Here is a 19908-nt window from a genome sequence, read left to right as displayed (position 1 = left end):
TTTGTGCAATGCGCAGTCTCCATTTATTCCAGAAATTGTTTTAAATGAGCCCAGTGTTCAACCGTTCGCTTCAGCTTGCGGTCGTCGCAGTTCAGAATAATGTAATCGTCTATGCCAAGTTCGTAAACACCAGACGGATGCTCCACAGACGCATCGCTTACCCCCAGAATCGGCAGTAGAGATTCTTCCTCGTTTGCCGCTTCCTCCGCTCGAATAGTATCAACTGCATGCACCAGTTGAGTCTCGCCATCGCAGTCAATCAACACCACATCAAGCTTTAGCTTTTTAATTTGCGTGGCGAGCTTTTCACTGTTCGCGCAGCGATGTACAACCATGCCATCGGACAAAGCCGTATCGATCCGAGCGATCAGTTTCTCCCGGTCGCTCAATACCAGGATTGCCAGCTCAGTTGTTTTAGCCTGCGCTGCTTCTTCAACCTCTACGCCGGGAATCACCTGGTGATCGTCATCCTTCACGTCGTAAACCGTATTGAACGCATTTTCGAGCTCAAATAAACCTACGGGTTTGCTCACCATATGAACAAATTCTGTTTGCACAAATCCTTCTGACATGAGATTCCGCTGCTGACGTGGACTTGCCGCAATCAGCTGATGGGTGTAACGAAGCTCCGGGTGCTCTGCGAGAGCATTATTAAATTCACGGGCCTCATCATCGCCCTCCTCCACGAAATACAGTACAGCTTCGATGGGCTTCCCTTCTTTGTAGCTGGCCGCCAACTGACTTTGCGCTTTCTTGTAATTCGGCTCCGAGACGACGGTAAAGCCGAGCGCATTTAGCTCTCTTCGCTTGATATCCTGAATTCGGATACTGCGATGAACGAGCATAATGGTATGGTTTTGAAACGAATTTGCATGAAAATCCAACTGCCCTGCCTGGTCCGCCACGTCGAATTTTGCATCCAGCCGGTAAGTGACGCCCTCACTGGGGATTTCGTTGATTTCGATGCTACCGCTCATCAATTCAGCAATACCCCGAGCAACGGTAAAAGACAGGTTCGCTTGCGGTAAGCTACCCGCATCCTCACCAAAAAATCGACGTTTTTGCTGCTGGTTGGAGAAGCTGGAGATATTAATATAAAGCTCGCCAGCACTCTCATACTCGCGCAGGAACTCTACTTCAAAGAGCACTACGCCTCGATCCATGTTGGCGATACAGTGGGACAACAGAGTTTTGATGACCTGAGCCAGGCGACTCGCATCGCCCTTTAACCGCATAGGCAATGTTGGCGACAATGACGTTTCAATCGCAACACCGTCCAGCTCGGCGCTGTCGAGATATTCCGCGACAATATTCTGCAGTTCGTGGCGAATATTGAAGATTTTACTCTCTAGCTGGAGCTCTTTATTCAAGACACTGTAGAAGTCGTTAACGTTGTTAAATACACGAAAGAAGTCGCGCTGCCACTGCAGCGCCTGGGCAGATTGCTCAGCGGAACTCTCCCCGGCACTATTAAGCGCCAATTGGGTTTCTCCCACGATTGTCTGCAGGTCCGACCGCAAACACCCAAGAAACTCTCGATACAACGCGGCACTTGCTCGCGTATCTCGCTTTTCTTCCTCTATCGACTGCGTTTTGCGCGCCAGTGCGTAGGACGCTTCCAATCTCTCCCAATAATTTTCAGACATCAACCTGCACTGGTGAATGAGGATGACGTAAAACATAATCATTAGCACGCCATACAGCGTCGCAGTAACGCCACCGACGACCAGTGCCGCTAGTGCAGCGGGCACCAGACCAAAAAACTGGTAATACGCGAGAAAGCGTTGATAAGGCGCAAAAGCATGGGCAGTGGTGGAGAAAAATACGACAGTGTATAACCAGAGGAGCGGCGCTTCGTGGCTCATATCCAGGCGCATCGTAATGCTTACCAGAATAAACCCCCACCACATGGCCCCCAGTAAGGTCGCGACGAAATAACTATTGCGCCAACGCTGCGGGGCACGTGGATAAATTTGATAAAAACGGAACAGAAGTATCCCGCGCAGCAAGGTAATGAACGCAAGGCCCGCAGTAAGGACAATGGTCAGTTCGCGATTTTCCGCGTAAAACTGACCACCCATCAAACAAATCAGGTAGGCAATAAAGTTGAAGACGAGACCGCGGCGGCTGTATTTCGCCATACGCGCATCGGTTTCGTGCATGATGCGGCGGTCTTTCTGAACTTTACTGCTGGGTATAAAAAAACTGAACATGAATTACGCGGCTCTACCCTGTTGCGCCTGCTGGCTGTTGCTGCTGGCAACCCCTACCCTGGCCTATTAATACATTGTGAACATGCACTGCTGGAAATGGTATTTTCAATGCGTGGCTAATCGCCTCGCCCGTCAATCCAATCCTGTAAGCAGTGCTACAGAAATAGTATTAATCTACGGCCTGATAATTGGTTAACCGTCATACAGTTAGGCCTGCAATGCGCAAGCCGTGAAAACCGCGTATTCTACTCCTGCATCCAACGGAGTAACAGTGTGGACTTTCGCGCCGCGATTAGAGCTTTTCGGTTAGCTCGGGAACCGCTTCAAACAAATCCGCAACCAGCCCGTAATCGGCTACCTGAAAGATGGGCGCGTCTTCATCCTTGTTTATAGCTACTATCACCTTCGAATCTTTCATTCCCGCCAAATGCTGAATTGCTCCTGAGATGCCAACTGCGATGTAAAGATCCGGCGCTACCACTTTACCCGTCTGCCCTACTTGCATATCGTTGGCTACGAAACCCGCATCTACTGCGGCTCGAGAAGCACCAACCGCAGCCTCAAGCTTGTCGGCCAGATTATAGATCAAAGAAAAATTATCACTGCTCTGCACACCGCGACCACCGGAGACAACGACTTTAGCACTGGTAAGCTCGGGTCTGTCAGACGTCGCCAACTGTTGCTTGTCGAAACGACTGAGTTCGTTTGAAACCTCAACTTCGACTAACTCCACCTTAGCGCTGCCACCTTCCGCCAAAGCGGCATCGAACGCCGTGGTTCTCACGGTAAGAAAGATGACCTTATCGATACTCTCCACTTTAGCTAATACATTGCCAGCATACACAGGCCGCACGAAAACCTGTGCGCTCTCAATGGCAACCACATCAGACAAAGGTTGAGCGTCGCTCAGCGCTGCAGCTCGCGGCAAAATATTTTTTCCTGTGGTGGTTGCCGGCGCGATGACATGAGAGTAACCCGGAGCAAGTTTAGCAATCAGCGGAGCCATTGGTTCAGCGAGAAAGTGAGCCAGACTGGCGTCATCTGCGCGTAGCACCTTGGTAACACCGGCAATCTGTGCTGCCTGTTCCGCTACGTTTTCGCATGCCACGCCAGCAACGAGTATGTGCACATCGTCCGACAAACTAACAGCGGCGCTAACCGCGTTGAGAGTCGGAGCCTTAATTTCGTTGTTATCGTGTTCTGCTACGACCAGTACGCTCATGAGATCACCTTGGCTTCGTTTTTCAGTTTTTCGATTAGCTCGTCCACACTCGCAACTTTAATTCCGGCTGCCCGTTCCGGCGGGGTACTTACCGATAATAATTTTGTTCTCGGCGTTAAATCCACACCTATGGAGTCTGCAGCAAGCGTCTCCAACGGTTTCTTTTTCGCTTTCATGATATTGGGCAACGCAGCATAGCGTGGCTCATTCAAACGCAAGTCAGTGGTAACCACGGCAGGCAACTGTAATTCGAGCGTTTCCAGTCCGCCATCTACTTCACGTGTTACATAAATACTGCTCTCATTAAAGGTTACTTCAGACGCAAACGTGCCTTGTGGCAAACCGCACAAAGCGGCCAGCATTTGACCGGTTTGGTTGTTATCGCCATCGATAGATTGTTTGCCCAAGATGACCAACCCCGGCGACTCCTGATCGTAAATTTTCTGCAGTATTTTCGCTATAGCCAAAGGCTCTAAGCTTAGATCGGTTTCAACAAGTATCGCGCGATCAGCACCTAACGCCATGGCTGCGCGCAATTGTTCTTGAGCTTTGCTCGGTCCGATGCACACCACCACAACTTCATCAGCTTTGCCGCGCTCCTTAAGGCGAATAGCCTCTTCAACAGCGATTTCACAAAAAGGATTAATTGCCATTTTTACATTGGCGAGGTCGACGTCGCTGCCGTCACTGTTGGGTCTCACTTTTACGTTGTAATCCACAACGCGTTTAATAGGCACCATAATTTTCATGACTGCATTCCACTCCCAGCGAACATGTGGTTCATATAAACCAAAGATTCATTAAGTTTAGACTTCATTTCCGGCGTAGTATAGCGTGTCAAAGCTACTGCAAACGTAAATAGTCCGTGTAAAATCGACGGTTTTCACTTTGCCTACTTTTGCCAGCATCATAGACGTGTTTGAACATTGGATGGCATAAAAATTCCTATTTATACTGATCTATGATTTATCGCGTGCAACGCGGGAAAACGAAGAGGAGATTGAGTGTGAGTTATTTGGATCGCGAAAGCATGGAGTACGACGTTGTTGTTGTGGGTGCTGGCCCAGCGGGGTTAAGTGCTGCATGTCGCCTCAAACAGCTTGATCCGGAGCTAAGCGTTTGCGTAGTAGAGAAAGGCTCAGAAGTTGGAGCGCATATATTGTCGGGTGCCGTATTTGAACCACGCGCACTCAGCGAGCTTTTTCCCGATTGGGAAAAACGCGGCGCCCCCCTCCTGACTCCCGTTGCTGCCGATGCGATTTACCTGCTCAAAAGTGCACAGGATGCATGGAAAGTGCCCGCTATGTTCGCACCCAAAACAATGCACAACACCGGTAATTACATCATCAGCCTTGGGAATTTGTGCCGCTGGCTGGCGGAGCAGGCTGAGGAACTGGGTGTAGAGGTGTTCCCAGGGTTCGCAGCAGCAAGCTTGGCAATTGGTGATGACGGCGCGGTTAAAGGTGTGGTCACCAGTGATATGGGTGTATCCAGCGATGGCGAAAAAAAGGACAGCTATGTTGAGGGAATCGCCCTGCTCGCCCGCTACACGCTTCTCGCAGAAGGCTGTCGCGGCCATCTTGGTAAGCAGGCAATCGCCCAGTACGGTCTGGACGAACACGCAGAACCCCAACACTATGGCCTTGGTATAAAGGAACTCTGGAAAGTCGATCCAGAGAAGCACAAACCTGGCCTGGTAGTGCACACGGCGGGCTGGCCGCTGGCTGAGTCAAAAAGCGCAGGCGGTGGCTTCCTCTACCATCTGGAAGATAACCAGGTGGTTGTCGGCCTGATCACCGATCTCAGCTATAGCAACCCCTATGTAAGTCCGTTTGACGAATTCCAGCGCTACAAGCATCACCCGGTTATCAGTCAGTATTTGACCGGCGGAGAGCGCATTGCTTATGGCGCCAGAGCTATCACCAAAGGCGGGATACAGTCGCTGCCGCAGCTAAGCTTCCCGGGTGGGATGCTCCTGGGTGACAATGGTGGCACCCTGAATTTTGCAAAGATTAAAGGCAGTCATACCGCCATGAAAAGCGGCATGGTCGCGGCGGAAGCTATAGCGGCAAGCCTTGCCGCCAGTGAGCCACAAACAACCCTGAAAGACTTCGACACGCGCTTTCGCGCGAGCTGGGGGTTCGCCGAGTTACAGATGCAGCGCAATTTTGGCCCCGCGCAACACCGCTGGGGAAACGTGTGGGGTGCGGCCTACGCGTTCCTGGACATCAACCTTTTCGCTGGCAAGCTTCCGTGGACGCTGTCTGACCCACACCCAGACTATGATCGCTTGCGCACCACCCAGGAGAGCCGTCCAATAGCCTACCCCAAACCTGATGGCGTATTGAGTTTCGACAAGTTATCGTCCGTGTACCTTTCAAACACCAATCACGAAGAAGATCAACCTTGTCATTTGCGTTTAAATGATCCATCTATTCCAGTCGCGCGCAACCTTCCCCGGTACGACGAACCGGCGCAGCGCTATTGTCCTGCAGGTGTTTATGAAATCGTTGAAAGCGCAAACGGGAAAGCCTTGCAAATCAACGCGCAAAACTGCGTACATTGCAAAACATGCGATATTAAAGATCCTGCGCAAAATATAACCTGGGTGACGCCTGAAGGCGGTGGCGGACCCAATTACCCCAACATGTAAAATGCCCGTAACAACGCTAGGGTTCACGCCCACTGAGCATTTGCGCATAGCGCGCAGAGGCATTCTGGTAGATCTCGGCCGCCTGGCTTGCATTGGCAAACAGGCGCTGGTTAGTCGTGGCGGTAACCGTATCGATATGAGCGCCAGTGACAACATCCAACACAACGATCTGAAATACTGCAGTATCGCGACCAAAACGCGCTTGCTCAGGCAGCGCGGCTGACTCGCTATATTCGCGCCAGGTGTTTTTGGCGTTGGTGTACTGAAATAACTGCGGAATCAAGGCGATTTGTGCACCGTTCAGGCGAGCCGCCAACAAGGCTTCTTGCTGGTTTAAATCCGCTTTGGCAATGCTCAAATTGGGAAAATCATGTCGCAACGCCAGCTCCAGTGCCTGGTGTAATGCTGTTCGCGCACGCGGCATGCTTGTGTGCTTGTCATCTAAAACATGGGGAAACTGCGGCCGAGCAAGAAATAATCGGGTGTTGAGAGGCAAGCGCCAGACGTTGCTTCTCAGCACCGCCTGTTGATCTTTCAAATGCATATGCTGGAGCCCAGCGCCCACCAAATGCCCTGTATACGCTGCAGTACAACCGCTTAGCACCAGAGCAGCAATTATCAGGCAGGCTACCCTGAACGCCAAGCGCGGTAAGTAGGTCAGTTTTATGGACTCAGGCATCGCATGTTAATTCCTGTAATAACAGGGTAGGTATCGGCCAATTGGCCAGAGTATTTAGAGAGTAATTATGGCTACATCCATCGGTCAGTTTCTGCAACTGGAAAAGCTCGATACGAACTTGTTCCGCAACATTCATCACCGCGAAAACTTTATGGGCACTCTGTTTGGCGGACAGGTGCTGGCGCAAGCACTCATGGCGTGCACCAAAACCATCGACGACCCCAACCTGCTCCCGCACTCCTTACACGCCTATTTTCTGCGCGCGGGCAGGAGTGCTGACCCGGTAATATACGACGTAGAGACGGTGCGAGACGGGCAATCCATTCGCAGCAGGCGCGCTGTAGCCCGCCAATATGGGAAACCGATTTTTAACATGTCGGCCTCATTTCACCAATTAGAAGATGGCTATCACCACCAGGAATCAATGCCAGAGGGCATTGCTAGCCCGGAAGAACTGCTAAAGACTGCCAATCCAATCGTACATGATCAGCACATTCCGCCGAGCGACAACCGTGCGGGCGCCTTTAACCCACTTGAGATTCTTCCACTGGACGGCGTTTCCTGCGACACAACAGAAGTTAGGGCTCCGCGAGCTATGTTTTGGATGAGAGCAAAAGAGCGGCTCTCTGACGAGAGCATTGAACATTACTGCACACTTGCGTTTGCGTCTGACTTGGGGCTGCTGGCAACAACCCTGCTTCCCCACAATACGTCGTTGTTCACCGGTGAAATCATTGCCGCAAGCATCGATCATGCGATGTGGTTCCATTCACGGGAATTCCGGGCGGACGATTGGCTACTGTGCACAACCTACAGCCCTTGGGCTGGCAACGCCCGCGGGTTCGCCCACGGTAGCATCTTTACCCGCGACGGCCGGTTGATTTTATCAACATGCCAGGAGGGGTTAATAAGACCCAATCATCAGCCAACAGCTTAATTCCTGTATACCAGTGTCGGCGCGACTATACTGATGTTAAGCAAATTTGAGGAATAGTCAGATCATGAGCCGAGTTTTAATCGCCGACGCAATCACCCACCTTGAGGATCTACTGGAGGCGTTGACAAACGCCTATTGGGAAACCAGCGAAATACATCGCAAAGACTGCGTTTTCGATCTCGTCACTGTAATTTATGGCGAATTGAACGAGCTGGCAAAACTCAGTTATGCCGACCACGAAATGACCTACGAACCGATTACGGCTGCTTTTCATAGCAGCGAGACAAATCTGCGCACCATTCGCAATAATATAGATACCTGGTTCCCCCGCAATGCGACGGCCACGCAGCTTCAACGCAGTATTCCACCTGTTAACGCGCTTTTCGAGTTTGTCTAGCAACCAGGCAAATCAACCACACTACCGCCGACGCCAGCAATACTCGTGGCGCTAAACAACGTCAATTCTATTTAAAAATGTTTTAAAAGCGGAGAAAAGTACGCTGGCATAACGCGAAAATTCGCCAATACTTAAATTACTGGTGGCAATCATCCCCCCCAAGTCTGTTGCCACCAGTAGAGCTTTCTCAAGCTCGTTGAGGATATAGTCCTTAATGTTTCACTCCTAATGGTCCTGGCCCGGTGTTCTCCCCCCAGAAACACCGGGCTTTTTTTATTCGAGGCGCGCTTGCTCTGCGCTGTACCATGCGGACAAATTCTTCACTTCACCGTCTTCTCGCACCGGCGGATACTCAACGCCATTGTCATCGCACCATTTAGCCAAGACGGGATGCGCCCAGTGGAAAAACCGCGCGCGGTACACATCGGCCGTCAGGCGAGGCTGGTCATACAAACCAGCCTGCTGTCGCTGGTGCTGGGCCTCCATCAAAATGATGGCTGCCGCTACCGACACGTTGAACGACTCAACCATACCGACCATGGGCACCGTCACGTTATAATCTACCGCTGCTGCAGCTTCGGGGCTCACGCCTTTTACTTCCGCCCCCAAAACAAGAGCCGTAGGCTTGGTGTAATCCACATTGCGGTAGTCAAGGGTATTGTCGCCCAAATTAGCAGCAACCAACTGAAAGCCTTCCCGCTTCAGGTCGTTAACCGGTGCGCTGATACTCGAGTGATGTTGCACTGCCACCCACTTTTCGGCGCTAGCTGAAGTGCCATTGTATGTCTGGTACCCGTCTTCTGGCATAACGCAGTGGATGGTATCGATACCCACCGCGTCACAGGTTCTGGTGATCGCTGAAAGGTTGCGCCCCTTGTGGACTTCGTCAGTGATAACCGTAAGATCCGGTTGTCGCTTGTTGAGAACGGAAGTAATACGTTGAAATCTTTCGGGAGTCATGGTGGTCAGCTTTCTTACAATATTTTTCGCGATATTTTGGTGCAAGCCAAATCAAAAAGTCTATCTATTCATCTCAGTAATATGACAGATCAGATAGATAATGCGCCAAAATACACAATTATTTTGTCCACAATTCCTGTGGATAAGTTAGTGGAAAGTTCGGGTGAAAACGCCCCCAACACCGCGGACTGCGTCACACCCCTCAGATTGATCATTATTTGATCTATTTTATTTTATCCTTAATAATCAATATCTTGCGCTATTTTTTTAAGGCAGGTAGACAATTTTTGTGGCCGAGTGTGGATTTCCACGCCCATTTCAGTGCACCGGCCTTCAATGTGAATAACACGTTAGTCGATCCTCACCGCCTACCCCCCATAGTAACAGAATTGAAATATATCAAGTGCCACACAACTCTCGATATATCACGCCGTTCAGCAACAGTTGGTGCCATAGATTTTGTTGAGATTAAGACAATATCTAATAAAAATTTGGGTTTTAACGAGAATGCACCATTTTAAATGGGTAGAGGGCGCCCATTTATGACGCTAATCCAGTACAATGGCCGACCCGATTTAGCTACCCAGTAAAAACTCGGATTTCACCATGTCCAACTTTGAAGATTTAAATGTGGTTTCACAAGAAGTGTTGATTACACCGGCGCAGCTCCAAGACGAGCTGCCTATGAGTGATACCGCCGCGGAAACTGTCAGAATTGGCCGCGAGACGGTACGCAAGATTCTCGACCGGGAAGACCACCGCCTTATTGTGGTGGTAGGCCCCTGCTCCATTCATGACACAGACGCGGCGATGGACTATGCGCGCCGCCTCAAAGTACTTGCAGAAAAAGTGCAGGACACGCTTTATATCGTGATGCGTGTGTATTTTGAGAAGCCGCGCACCACAACCGGGTGGAAAGGGTTAATTAATGACCCTTACATGAATGACTCATTTAAGATTACCGACGGGCTGCATGTTGGCCGCAAATTGTTGCTGGACATAGCAGAGCTCGGGTTGCCCGCTGCGACCGAAGCGCTAGACCCTATTTCGCCACAATATTTGCAGGAACTTATCTCCTGGAGTGCAATTGGTGCCCGCACTACTGAATCGCAAACACACCGCGAAATGGCAAGCGGCCTTTCATCCGCTGTCGGCTTTAAAAACGGCACAGATGGCAGCTTGACTGTAGCAATAAATGCCTTGCAATCGGTATCGAGTCCGCACCGCTTTTTGGGCATTAACAAAGACGGTCGTGTTTCAGTCATCACTACCCGAGGCAACAGCTATGGCCATGTTGTGCTGCGCGGCGGTGCTGGCAAACCAAACTACGATTCAGTGAGCGTTGCCATGTGCGAGCAAGAGCTCGTAGACGCCAAAGTACCCAACAACATTATGATCGACTGCTCTCACGCCAACTCAAACAAGAATCACGAGTTGCAACCGTTGGTACTCGATAACGTTGCAAATCAGATCATTGAAGGTAATAAATCAATTGTCGGCGCAATGATTGAAAGCAATCTGGGTCCGGGCAATCAAAAAATTCCTGACGATCTTAGTCAGCTCACCTATGGTGTTTCAGTGACTGATGCCTGCGTAGACTGGGATACTACAGAGAAAATGCTGCTTGGCACCGCTGAAAAACTGCGCAGCATTTTGCCTGGCCGCAACAACTAACTAACCAACCTTCTCTCCGGTCTCGGAACTGCGTGTTTCGAGACCATTATTCATCTCCCGCCAATTCGTTGACACCCGCCAAAGACAACCCCTCGCCAGAACCGCAGATTAGTTTTTTTTGACACCAAAGTACGCATTTGATCCAGTCTAAACAATGATCATTTTTTTGAATTGTTCGACATTTTTTCGTAGCGGGAAGGTGGAATTTTCAACTTAGCACTGGTACTTTTAAACTATCGTTTGGCGCAGATCACACACTCAATAGAATGCGCCGATGAGTTTGGCCAGCGCGCTTCGCGCTAAGATGGATAGTGCCACTGCATGGATTGCGTATTATTCTCATTCGCACCAGGGCAGCACGTGTATGCACAATCTGGCTACAAAAGAAAACGCGTTTACAAGCGCTTCAACTCAGAGTGACTCGAGCTACGACGCTCTCTCTCCTTGGTTTGAAATTCGTTCCGTCGCAATGGCAGGCTTTGACTATGTGTTCGCGCCAATGGCCATGTGCAATCAAATTAACGAGTTAATATCGCTGCAGGAATTTTTAATTAATGCCCAAGCGATGCTCGGCTCGGAACCGCAAAGAACGATACTTGTCGGTTTTGAATATGATGCACAAGGCAACTTACTACTAGACAGGTACGACGTGGAGTGGCTTAACGACATGATTGTCGATTGCCGCCGAACCACGGTTAACGGGTGCTCCCAGTTCGAATTTATGGAAACCCTGTTCGAGCATAGCGAGAACCTCGTCGTAATCTAGCCATACCAGCCAAGACCTCAGCTTCCATAAAAAAACCGGCTGTGCGCCGGTTTTTTTATGGAAGAAAGCTTAAGCAAAGATGGTTTTACGATTTTTCTGGTTAGTAGTAGGCGTTGCTCTTATCGCTGTGATCCGTGACATCTCGTACACCCGCCAACTCGGGAATACGTTCCATTAGCGTTTTCTCCACGCCCTGCTTTAAGGTCATATCGACGGCGCTACACCCCTGACAACCTCCACCAAAACGTAAAATGGCCATGCCGTCATCGGTAAGGCGCTCGAGACTCACGTTGCCACCATGCGAAGCCAAGCCTGGGTTCACCTCGTTATAGAGCACGTAATTTATTTTGTCTTCGATAGGGCTGTCGTCGGAAATTTTTGGCATTTTCGAGTTGGGAGCCCGGATCGTCAGCTGCCCTCCCATTTTATCTGGCGCATAATCGACCTTGGCTTCATCGAGAAACGGCACACTGCGATCCTCGAAGTACGCGTTAAAACCGCTTAATTCCATTACATGGTCAGCCTCTTCAGCCTCGCCCGGCCGACAATACGCAATGCAGGTTTCGGCCTGAGGCGTGCCAGGATTTGAAACAAACATCCTTATGCCGATACCCTCACACGCTTGCTTTTCCAGAAGTTCGCGAAGGTAGGTTTGGGCAGAATCGGTAATCGTTACGTTGAGCATGCAATACCTTAGAGCAGCAGTTAAAAGTCGTGGGTCGCCAAGCAATACCCTACTAATTTAGTTGGGTATAGTAACGAATCCAGGTGAGTAAGGGCAATAATTATCCTGGATAGACGTCAGAACCCCATCAATTACAATTATATCGGGCAAGGTCGCTTCGCTGTACCCATCGACTGGTGCACTGTTAGGGCTTCTGGTACCATGCTCGCCCGACCTATATCAAAGTATTTTGATATAGGTTTGCTAACTAAGATTCAAGGTGGAAGGCATGACTAAGCTTGTTGAAGATCGCTTAACAATTTTGCAAGAGGCATTGAACCAGCGGATATTGATACTCGATGGTGCAATGGGCACCATGATCCAGCGCCACAAACTCCAAGAGAACGATTATCGCGGAGAGCGATTTGCTAGCCATCATCAGGACCTTATTGGCAATAACGATATTTTAAGCCTGACCCGCCCAGACATCATTGCCGGTATCCATCGGGAATATCTCGAAGCTGGCGCAGATATTATTGAAACCAATACCTTCAACGCCACTCGCCTTTCGCAGTCTGACTACGATACACAATCAATCGCGTTCGAGCTAAATAAGGCATCTGCAACCCTTGCGCGTGAAGCCGCCGACGCCTATGCCACACCGGAGAAGCCTCGATTTGTTGCCGGTATTTTGGGGCCGACCAGCCGCACAGCCTCCATTTCGCCTGACGTAAACGACCCCGGCGCTCGCAACGTTACCTTTGATCAGCTGGTGGAAAACTATACCGAAGCGACCCACGGTCTTATTGAGGGTGGCGCAGATATTTTGATGATCGAAACCATTTTCGACACATTGAACGCCAAAGCCGCCGTATTTGCAGTCTCTTCAGTATTCGACGCACTGGGCTATAAGCTGCCCATTATGATATCCGGCACAATTACAGACGCTTCCGGCCGCACTTTGTCCGGGCAGACCACAGAAGCCTTTTACAACTCGTTAGCCCACGCAGAACCCCTGTCAATTGGCCTCAATTGCGCATTGGGTGCAAGCGAGCTGGAACCCTACGTCAAAGAGCTTGCGCGCGTGGCAAATTGTCGTGTCTCTGCCCACCCCAATGCCGGCTTGCCCAATGAGTTTGGGGAATATGACCAGTCTGCGGCAGAAATGGCGGAAATCGTGATCAAATTTGCCGAAAACGGGTATCTCAACGTGGTCGGCGGCTGCTGCGGCACCACCCCTGCACATATTGCTGCGATCGCGGACGCGGTAGCATCTCTTCCTCCCCGCGAGATTAATCCGCCACCTGTCAGCTGTCGCCTGGCCGGCTTGGAACCGTTCAACATTACTGCAGACTCGCTATTTGTTAACGTCGGCGAGCGCTGCAACGTCACTGGTTCGGCGCGATTCAAGCGATTGATTCTGGAGGAAGACTACGCAACAGCGTTGGATGTTGCCCAGCAACAGGTCACCGACGGCGCCCAGATCATCGATATAAATATGGATGAAGGCATGCTCGACGCGGAAGCAGCGATTGTCCGCTTCCTCAACCTAATTGCTGGCGAGCCGGAAATAGCTCGGGTGCCCATTATGGTGGACTCTTCCAAGTGGGAGGTTATCGAAGCAGGCCTGAAATGTATTCAAGGCAAGCCAATCGTGAACTCCATCAGCCTAAAAGAAGGCGAAGCGGAGTTTGTGGAGAAGGCGCGTTTGTGTCGCCGTTACGGTGCCGCAGTAATCGTGATGGCGTTCGATGAGCAGGGCCAGGCTGACACCCAGGCACGAAAAATCGAAATTTGTTCACGTTCCTACCGCATTCTGACCGAAGAGTTGGGATTCCCGCCAGAAGACATTATCTTTGACCCAAACATATTTGCGGTTGCCACCGGCATCGATGAACACAACAATTACGCGGTCGACTTTATCGAAGCAACTCGTTGGATACGACAAAACCTTCCGCATGCGGGTGTTTCCGGTGGTGTAAGCAACGTCTCATTTTCCTTCCGCGGCAACAATCCTGTCAGGGAAGCTATCCATTCAGTGTTCCTTTACCACGCGATTCGTGCGGGTATGAACATGGGCATCGTCAATGCCGGCCAGCTCGCCATCTACGATGATTTGCCGGAAGAACTGCGTACACGTGTCGAGGCCGTTATCAGTAACACCTCCGCGGATGCGACAGAAGCACTGCTATCGATTGCAGAAAAATATCGCGGCGACGGCAGCCAACAACAAAGCAAAGAAGACCTGGAGTGGCGCACCGCCGATGTTAACAAGCGCCTGGAACACGCACTTGTTAAAGGTATTACCAGCTATATCGAAGCCGATACCGAGGAAGCCCGGCTGCAATCCAGTCGACCATTAGATGTGATTGAAGGCCCACTGATGGACGGCATGAACGTGGTTGGCGAATTATTTGGCTCGGGGAAAATGTTTCTGCCCCAAGTAGTGAAATCCGCGCGGGTGATGAAACAAGCTGTCGCCTGGCTGCAACCATACATCGAAGCGGAGAAATCCGAAGGAACCAGATCCAACGGCAAAATTCTGATGGCAACCGTAAAAGGTGATGTTCACGATATCGGCAAAAACATCGTTGGCGTCGTTTTGCAATGCAACAACTTCGAAGTCGTCGATCTTGGTGTGATGGTGCCCGGCGAAAAGATACTTGAAACGGCGAAACGCGAAGGTTGCGACATCATTGGGCTGTCAGGGCTTATCACCCCGTCCCTCGATGAAATGGTCGCCGTGGCTCGCGAGATGGAGACCCAGGGTATCGATCTTCCACTCATGATCGGCGGTGCAACCACCTCAAAAGCACATACTGCCGTAAAAATTGACCCTCAGTTTCATTTAAACCAAGCGGTTTACGTACCAGATGCCTCACGTGCCGTGGGTGTAGCCACCCGGTTGTTATCCAAAGACTTGCGTCCGGATTTTATCGCAGCACTCAAAACCGAGTATGAAACGATCCGCGAACGCCGAGCAAATCGCACCTCCAAGCGCCCTGCAACGCCCTACGCTGAGGCGGTGAAATTAAGAAAACCACTGAATTGGGAAAATTATACGCCGCCCAAACCACAATTCACGGGCACACAGGTTTGGGAGGACTACCCCCTCACAGAATTAGTTGAATACATCGATTGGACCCCGTTCTTCATCACCTGGGATCTGGTCGGAAAATTCCCAGCCATTCTTACAGATAAAGTAGTCGGTGAGGCAGCGACCAGCCTGTACCAGGACGCTCGTGCGCTGCTGCAAGACATAGTCGACGGTAAATTGCTCCAAGCAAAGGCCATACTCGGTTTTTGGGAGGCCAATACCGTTGACCATGACGATATAGTGCTAACTCATAATGCAGAACCCATTGCCACGCTGCACCATATTCGACAGCAAGTGATTAAGAACGATAACGACAAGCACCTGCTCTCACTCGCAGACTTCATAGCGCCACAGGAATCGGGTGTTACAGACTTTGTTGGAGGCTTCAGCGTAACCGCCGGGATAGGCGCAGATGAGCTCGCGGCCAGCTATCAAGCCAAAGGCGATGATTACAATGCCATTATGGTAAAAGCGCTGGCGGATCGACTTGCAGAAGCGTTTGCGGAGCACCTGCACGAGCGAGTGCGGAAAGAGTTTTGGGGCTACGACAGTGCAGAGGCTCTGGATAAAGACGAACTTATTCGCGAGAAGTATCGAGGAATCCGCCCGGCGCCAGGCTACCCTGCATGTCCCGACCATACAGAAAAAGCAACGCTGTTCAAATTGCTGCAGGCGGACCGGATTGGCGTTAGCCTTACAGAACACTACGCCATGTTTCCTGCTGCGTCGGTATCAGGTTGGTATTTTTCGCACCCGGAAAGCCAATACTTCAACGTGGGAAAAATCAGCCGCGACCAAGTGGAAAGCCTGGCGGAGCGAAAAGGATTAAGTGTCAGCGATATGGAAAAATGGCTGCAATCCGTTCTGGCCTATGACATCTAGCGCCGACGGTTAATCGCCAGCTTTCCGGCGGGAGTCCTTACTGCAGGCGTCAGCTCGCTTGCAGCGGATTCCCGTTACAAATACCCCCGGCACATCTCGACACATTTCCTCACTGCGAATCAGTGCCTACCTGATAAAGAGCTACTTAATCGCGAAATACCCGGCTCTCACCAGCCATTTCAGGTTTTCTACCTAAAAAACTTCGATATGTTGATTTAGACACCAATTTTCGTGCAAGCGTCACAGCGAGCAAGCACTAAAGTACCAATAAAGGCATGGCAACCTAGAATAGGAACATAAACTTTATTATTGGTTTTTAGCCGGAGGCGGAACTCATGACAATGGTAATCAAAAATTGGGTATACGGGTCAATCATCTCAGCAAGCCTGCTTTCTGCAGGACAACTGCAGGCAGCCGAAGCTTCGCCGATATTCATCGCCAGCACCACGGAAGCGGCAGCTATTGTCGAAGAGTACAAAATCCTCAGGTCAAGCTGCATTGCCGCACAGGGTGAGGAAAGGATGGCGTGTTTCAACGCGCTTAAAAAACAAAACACGCTATACAGCTCAGCTAAAAAGTATATTGCGAGCTACGATGAAAGTAATTCGTTGAAAGGCATTCCCATGGTGACGGCGGCTAATTAGCCAACAGCTTAATCAACTATGCCGCCGCCACGTTGACAAAACGGAGGCTGTACATTGGCAATAGCAAAACACACTGCGAATACACCCGAACCGCAAACTAATATGGGTCGCTGGCTGGGCCTCCTCGGGTCTGCCGCCGCCGCAGCGTTCGGGGTCCAGAGCCGCAAGAATCTGGAAGCGGACTTTGCTCAAAAAAGCCCTTTGCCATTCGTGTTGATTGGCGTAATCGGGACTGCACTGCTCGTTATCACATTAGTGTTGATAACCCGTGCTGTGATATAAGCGTTCAAAATAAAAAAGCCCGCCAAAGAGGCGGGCCCTAGATGCTAAAAAAACTTTACTGACCGCTAATCCAGAAGACGCAGCTAGTCACAAAGATTAAAATCAACGCCACTGCCGCCACTGCGTCAGCGATACTATCGCTTTGATCCATCATTTGTATTTCGTCGTCCATCGTTACCCCCTTTATTTGAATGTTTTAGGTTCCGATTGAGGCTTTGGCCTCAGGTCGTTATTGATTCAACCGCAAACACTTTTCAAGTGCAAGCACGCAAACTGCAAAATTGAAGATTCGCGATTTTTTATGCGTGAAGTGTGTCGATTGCACACAGTATTTTGGACCTGAACCACAGAGGTAACACCAGTAACGCGCGTTGAATATTGCCGGGAAGCGGATGTTTGGCGGGTTTAAGCTATATTGTTAGTCGAAAAAAGACTAAGAATTGGTGCTTGTTGATCGTTTTAGCTATTTCCATGACTCGCAGAAAATCGCCAAATCCTGTATTCTTGCGGCACTTTTTGTTTCTTCAAATCCGCTCAAAAGAAGGTTCGCCCTCTCTTAGTAACCAGTCAAACACAAATCAGGTAATCACGTTAATGTACGTTTACGACGAACATGATCATACGATCATCCGTGAACGCGTCGCCCAATTCCGAGGGCAGACCAAGCGTTATCTCGCGGGTGAGTTGAAGGAGGAGGAATTCCTCCCCCTGCGCTTACAAAACGGTTTATACGTTCAACGACTCGCACCGATGCTTCGCATTGCAGTGCCATACGGTATGTTGAACTCCCGCCAGCTGCGTAAGCTTGCACACATTTGCCGACATTATGACAAGGGTTACTGCCACGTTACGACCCGCCAGAATATCCAGCTTAACTGGCCACAACTGGAAGAAGTGCCCAATATTCTGGAAGAGCTCGCTGATGTGGAAATGCATGCGGTTCAAACCAGTGGCAACTGTATTCGCAACACCACCACTGACCAGTTCGCAGGCGTCGCTACGGATGAGCTGATCGATCCGCGTCCCTATTGCGAAATTATTCGCCAGTGGTCTACGTTCCACCCGGAATTCGCATTCCTTCCACGCAAATTTAAAATAGCAGTCTCCGGAAGTGAAACGGATCGCGCAGCGATTCAATTTCACGATATTGGCCTGCAAATTGTGAAAAACGACAACAACCAAATCGGTTTTACCGTGCGCGTTGGCGGCGGCTTGGGGCGTACCCCAGTTATCGGTAGTGTCGTACGGGAGTTTTTGCCCGAGAAAGACCTGCTCACTTATCTGGAAGCGATACTGCGGGTGTATAACCTCCTGGGACGTCGTGACAATAAGTACAAAGCGCGGATAAAAATTCTGGTTAAATCACTTGGCGTCGATGCGTTTGCCGAAAAAGTCGAGAGCGAGTGGGAGCAAATTCGGGATAGTCAAACGCTGCTGACCGACAAAGAGCTAAACCGGGCCCGCAGTTTTTTCACTGAGCCAGCGTACGAAACACTCGACGACAACGAGATATCAGCCTCCTTAGCTGAGACCGCGGACAGCGATCGCGGCTTCGCGAACTGGCTAAGCCGCAACGTCACTGCTCACCGGATTGCGGGCTACCGCGCCGTAACCCTGTCTTTGAAACCAACAGGTATAGCACCTGGAGATATCACTGACAAACAGCTGGAAATTATCGCCGATCTCGCAGACCGCTATTCATTCGGCGAAGTGAGAGCAACCCACGAACAAAATATCGTGCTAGCAGACGTCAAAGCGAGCGATCTCCACGCGCTGTGGGCGGAAGCCAAAAGCGCCGGCTTTGCGACCCCCAATATTGGCACGCTCACCGATATGATTTGTTGCCCTGGTGGCGATTTTTGCTCACTGGCCAACGCGAAATCTATCCCCGTTGCCGAAGCGATTCAGCGTGAATTCGACGACCTTGACTACCTCTACGATCTGGGCGATCTCGACCTGAATATTTCAGGCTGTATGAACGCTTGTGGCCATCACCATATTGGTCACATTGGCGTGCTCGGCGTCGATAAAAAGGGTCAGGAATTTTATCAAGTGCAGTTAGGCGGCAACTCCAGCAATAACGCCTCACTCGGCGCAGTCCTAGGTCCATCATTTTCCCGCGCCGACATGCCTGACGTAATTCGCAAGTTAATCGACGTTTACGTAGAAAAACGCAACGAGAGTGAGTTATTCATTGACACTTTCCAGCGTATAGGTATCGAGCCATTTAAGGAGCGTGTGTATGCCAAAGCTGATTAAAAACGGTGAGCTAGTAGAAAATACCTGGCAAATGTATACCGAAGCCGACAATGATGCTGCTCTTGAGAGCGGCAATTGGCTGCTCCCCCTCGAAAACTATCTGAACCTGCAAGACGCAGCTCATACCAATATGGAAAACCTGGGCGTTCTCGTTCCTGGCGATACCGACATTGGTGAACTGGCGAAAATTCCTACTACTGCACCTGTAGTGGCAATCGACTTTCCAGTATTTACCGATGGCCGCGGTTTTACCCTTGGCCGCACATTGCGTGAACACTACGATTTTACCGGCGACTTGAGAGCGAGCGGTAATTACATGCTCGATCAGCTTTTCTATCTGAAACGCTGTGGTTTCACGAGTTTCGCAATTGCTGAAGAGGCCGACATGCAAACAGTTAAGGACGCACTGTCCAGTTTCAGTGTCAAATACCAAGCGGCAATAGACGAACCTCAACCTCTGTTTCGCCGCCGCAGCTAAATCGATGCGGTAGTGAAGATCCGGTTCCTGCCTGTAAAAAGGCAGGAACCTTTGAGCATCAGCTCATAAAGGGCGCTCTCACCCGACGGCTATCCCTTCTC

The 19908-nt window shown here is 50.5% G+C and carries 16 protein-coding genes; 10 read left to right on the top strand and 6 right to left on the bottom strand.

Annotated features, from left to right (window positions below; translation table 11 throughout):
- Positions 1 to 23: 23 nt before the first annotated feature.
- The 3 genes from TERTU_RS09500 to TERTU_RS09490 form a co-directional block, all read right to left on the bottom strand.
- Positions 24 to 2213, bottom strand: a complete 2190-nt coding sequence (locus TERTU_RS09500; RefSeq protein WP_041590159.1) for a histidine kinase — start codon at positions 2211 to 2213, stop codon at positions 24 to 26.
- Between the two features lie 292 nt (positions 2214 to 2505).
- On the bottom strand, positions 2506 to 3435 hold the full coding sequence (locus tag TERTU_RS09495) for an electron transfer flavoprotein subunit alpha/FixB family protein (RefSeq protein ID WP_015819888.1): 930 nt from the start codon (positions 3433 to 3435) through the stop codon (positions 2506 to 2508).
- Positions 3432 to 4184: an electron transfer flavoprotein subunit beta/FixA family protein gene (locus TERTU_RS09490; RefSeq protein WP_015818107.1), complete on the bottom strand. Its 753-nt coding sequence runs from the start codon at positions 4182 to 4184 to the stop codon at positions 3432 to 3434. The genes TERTU_RS09495 and TERTU_RS09490 overlap by 4 nt, the downstream gene beginning before the upstream one ends.
- 257 nt (positions 4185 to 4441) lie before the next feature.
- Between TERTU_RS09490 and TERTU_RS09485 the strand changes: the two genes are divergently transcribed.
- The gene (locus TERTU_RS09485) at positions 4442 to 6088 is read left to right on the top strand and encodes an electron transfer flavoprotein-ubiquinone oxidoreductase (protein WP_015817025.1); all 1647 of its coding nucleotides are present in this window, start codon (positions 4442 to 4444) and stop codon (positions 6086 to 6088) included.
- A 16-nt stretch (positions 6089 to 6104) separates the two neighbouring features.
- Here the strand turns inward: TERTU_RS09485 and TERTU_RS09480 are convergent, their stop codons facing one another.
- Positions 6105 to 6767 carry a DUF4823 domain-containing protein gene (locus TERTU_RS09480; RefSeq protein ID WP_015818431.1) on the bottom strand — a complete coding sequence of 221 codons (663 nt, stop codon included), beginning with the start codon at positions 6765 to 6767 and terminating at the stop codon, positions 6105 to 6107.
- Positions 6768 to 6834: 67 nt separating this feature from the next.
- Here TERTU_RS09480 and TERTU_RS09475 point away from each other — a divergent pair, with 67 nt between their 5' ends.
- Complete coding sequence (locus tag TERTU_RS09475; protein WP_015817843.1) at positions 6835 to 7704, top strand: acyl-CoA thioesterase; 870 nt, start codon at positions 6835 to 6837, stop codon at positions 7702 to 7704.
- Positions 7705 to 7768: 64 nt separating this feature from the next.
- Positions 7769 to 8101 carry a hypothetical protein gene (locus TERTU_RS09470; protein WP_015817790.1) on the top strand — a complete coding sequence of 111 codons (333 nt, stop codon included), beginning with the start codon at positions 7769 to 7771 and terminating at the stop codon, positions 8099 to 8101.
- Positions 8102 to 8374: 273 nt separating this feature from the next.
- Here the strand turns inward: TERTU_RS09470 and trmH are convergent, their stop codons facing one another.
- Positions 8375 to 9061, bottom strand: a complete 687-nt coding sequence (trmH, locus tag TERTU_RS09465; protein WP_015820285.1) for a tRNA (guanosine(18)-2'-O)-methyltransferase TrmH — start codon at positions 9059 to 9061, stop codon at positions 8375 to 8377.
- A gap of 606 nt (positions 9062 to 9667) precedes the next feature.
- Here trmH and TERTU_RS09455 point away from each other — a divergent pair.
- Together TERTU_RS09455 and TERTU_RS09450 are read left to right on the top strand one after the other, a co-directional pair.
- Positions 9668 to 10735, top strand: a complete 1068-nt coding sequence (locus tag TERTU_RS09455; protein WP_015819174.1) for a 3-deoxy-7-phosphoheptulonate synthase — start codon at positions 9668 to 9670, stop codon at positions 10733 to 10735.
- Positions 10736 to 11099: 364 nt separating this feature from the next.
- Positions 11100 to 11501 (top strand): hypothetical protein, encoded by a 402-nt coding sequence (locus TERTU_RS09450; protein WP_015818502.1) that lies wholly within the window; start codon positions 11100 to 11102, stop codon positions 11499 to 11501.
- A gap of 100 nt (positions 11502 to 11601) precedes the next feature.
- On the opposite strand, the gene nfuA is transcribed toward TERTU_RS09450, so the two are convergent.
- Positions 11602 to 12186: a Fe-S biogenesis protein NfuA gene (gene nfuA, locus TERTU_RS09445; RefSeq protein ID WP_015818003.1), complete on the bottom strand. Its 585-nt coding sequence runs from the start codon at positions 12184 to 12186 to the stop codon at positions 11602 to 11604.
- Positions 12187 to 12454: 268 nt separating this feature from the next.
- Between nfuA and metH the strand changes: the two genes are divergently transcribed.
- From metH to TERTU_RS09420, 5 genes are all read left to right on the top strand, one after another.
- On the top strand, positions 12455 to 16144 hold the full coding sequence (metH, locus tag TERTU_RS09440; protein WP_015817782.1) for a methionine synthase: 3690 nt from the start codon (positions 12455 to 12457) through the stop codon (positions 16142 to 16144).
- Positions 16145 to 16479: 335 nt separating this feature from the next.
- Positions 16480 to 16788 (top strand): hypothetical protein, encoded by a 309-nt coding sequence (locus tag TERTU_RS09435; RefSeq protein ID WP_018014524.1) that lies wholly within the window; start codon positions 16480 to 16482, stop codon positions 16786 to 16788.
- A 54-nt stretch (positions 16789 to 16842) separates the two neighbouring features.
- Positions 16843 to 17070: a DUF2970 domain-containing protein gene (locus tag TERTU_RS09430; protein WP_015816834.1), complete on the top strand. Its 228-nt coding sequence runs from the start codon at positions 16843 to 16845 to the stop codon at positions 17068 to 17070.
- A gap of 594 nt (positions 17071 to 17664) precedes the next feature.
- Positions 17665 to 19329, top strand: a complete 1665-nt coding sequence (locus tag TERTU_RS09425; RefSeq protein WP_015818538.1) for a nitrite/sulfite reductase — start codon at positions 17665 to 17667, stop codon at positions 19327 to 19329.
- On the top strand, positions 19313 to 19807 hold the full coding sequence (locus tag TERTU_RS09420; RefSeq protein ID WP_015818967.1) for a DUF934 domain-containing protein: 495 nt from the start codon (positions 19313 to 19315) through the stop codon (positions 19805 to 19807). The genes TERTU_RS09425 and TERTU_RS09420 overlap by 17 nt, the downstream gene beginning before the upstream one ends.
- Positions 19808 to 19908 lie beyond the last annotated feature (101 nt).

Source organism: Teredinibacter turnerae T7901, assembly GCF_000023025.1.
Taxonomy (GTDB): Bacteria; Pseudomonadota; Gammaproteobacteria; order Pseudomonadales; family Cellvibrionaceae; genus Teredinibacter; species Teredinibacter turnerae_B.
Note: the sequence above shows the minus strand (reverse complement) of the source record. Positions and strands in the feature narration are given on the sequence as shown.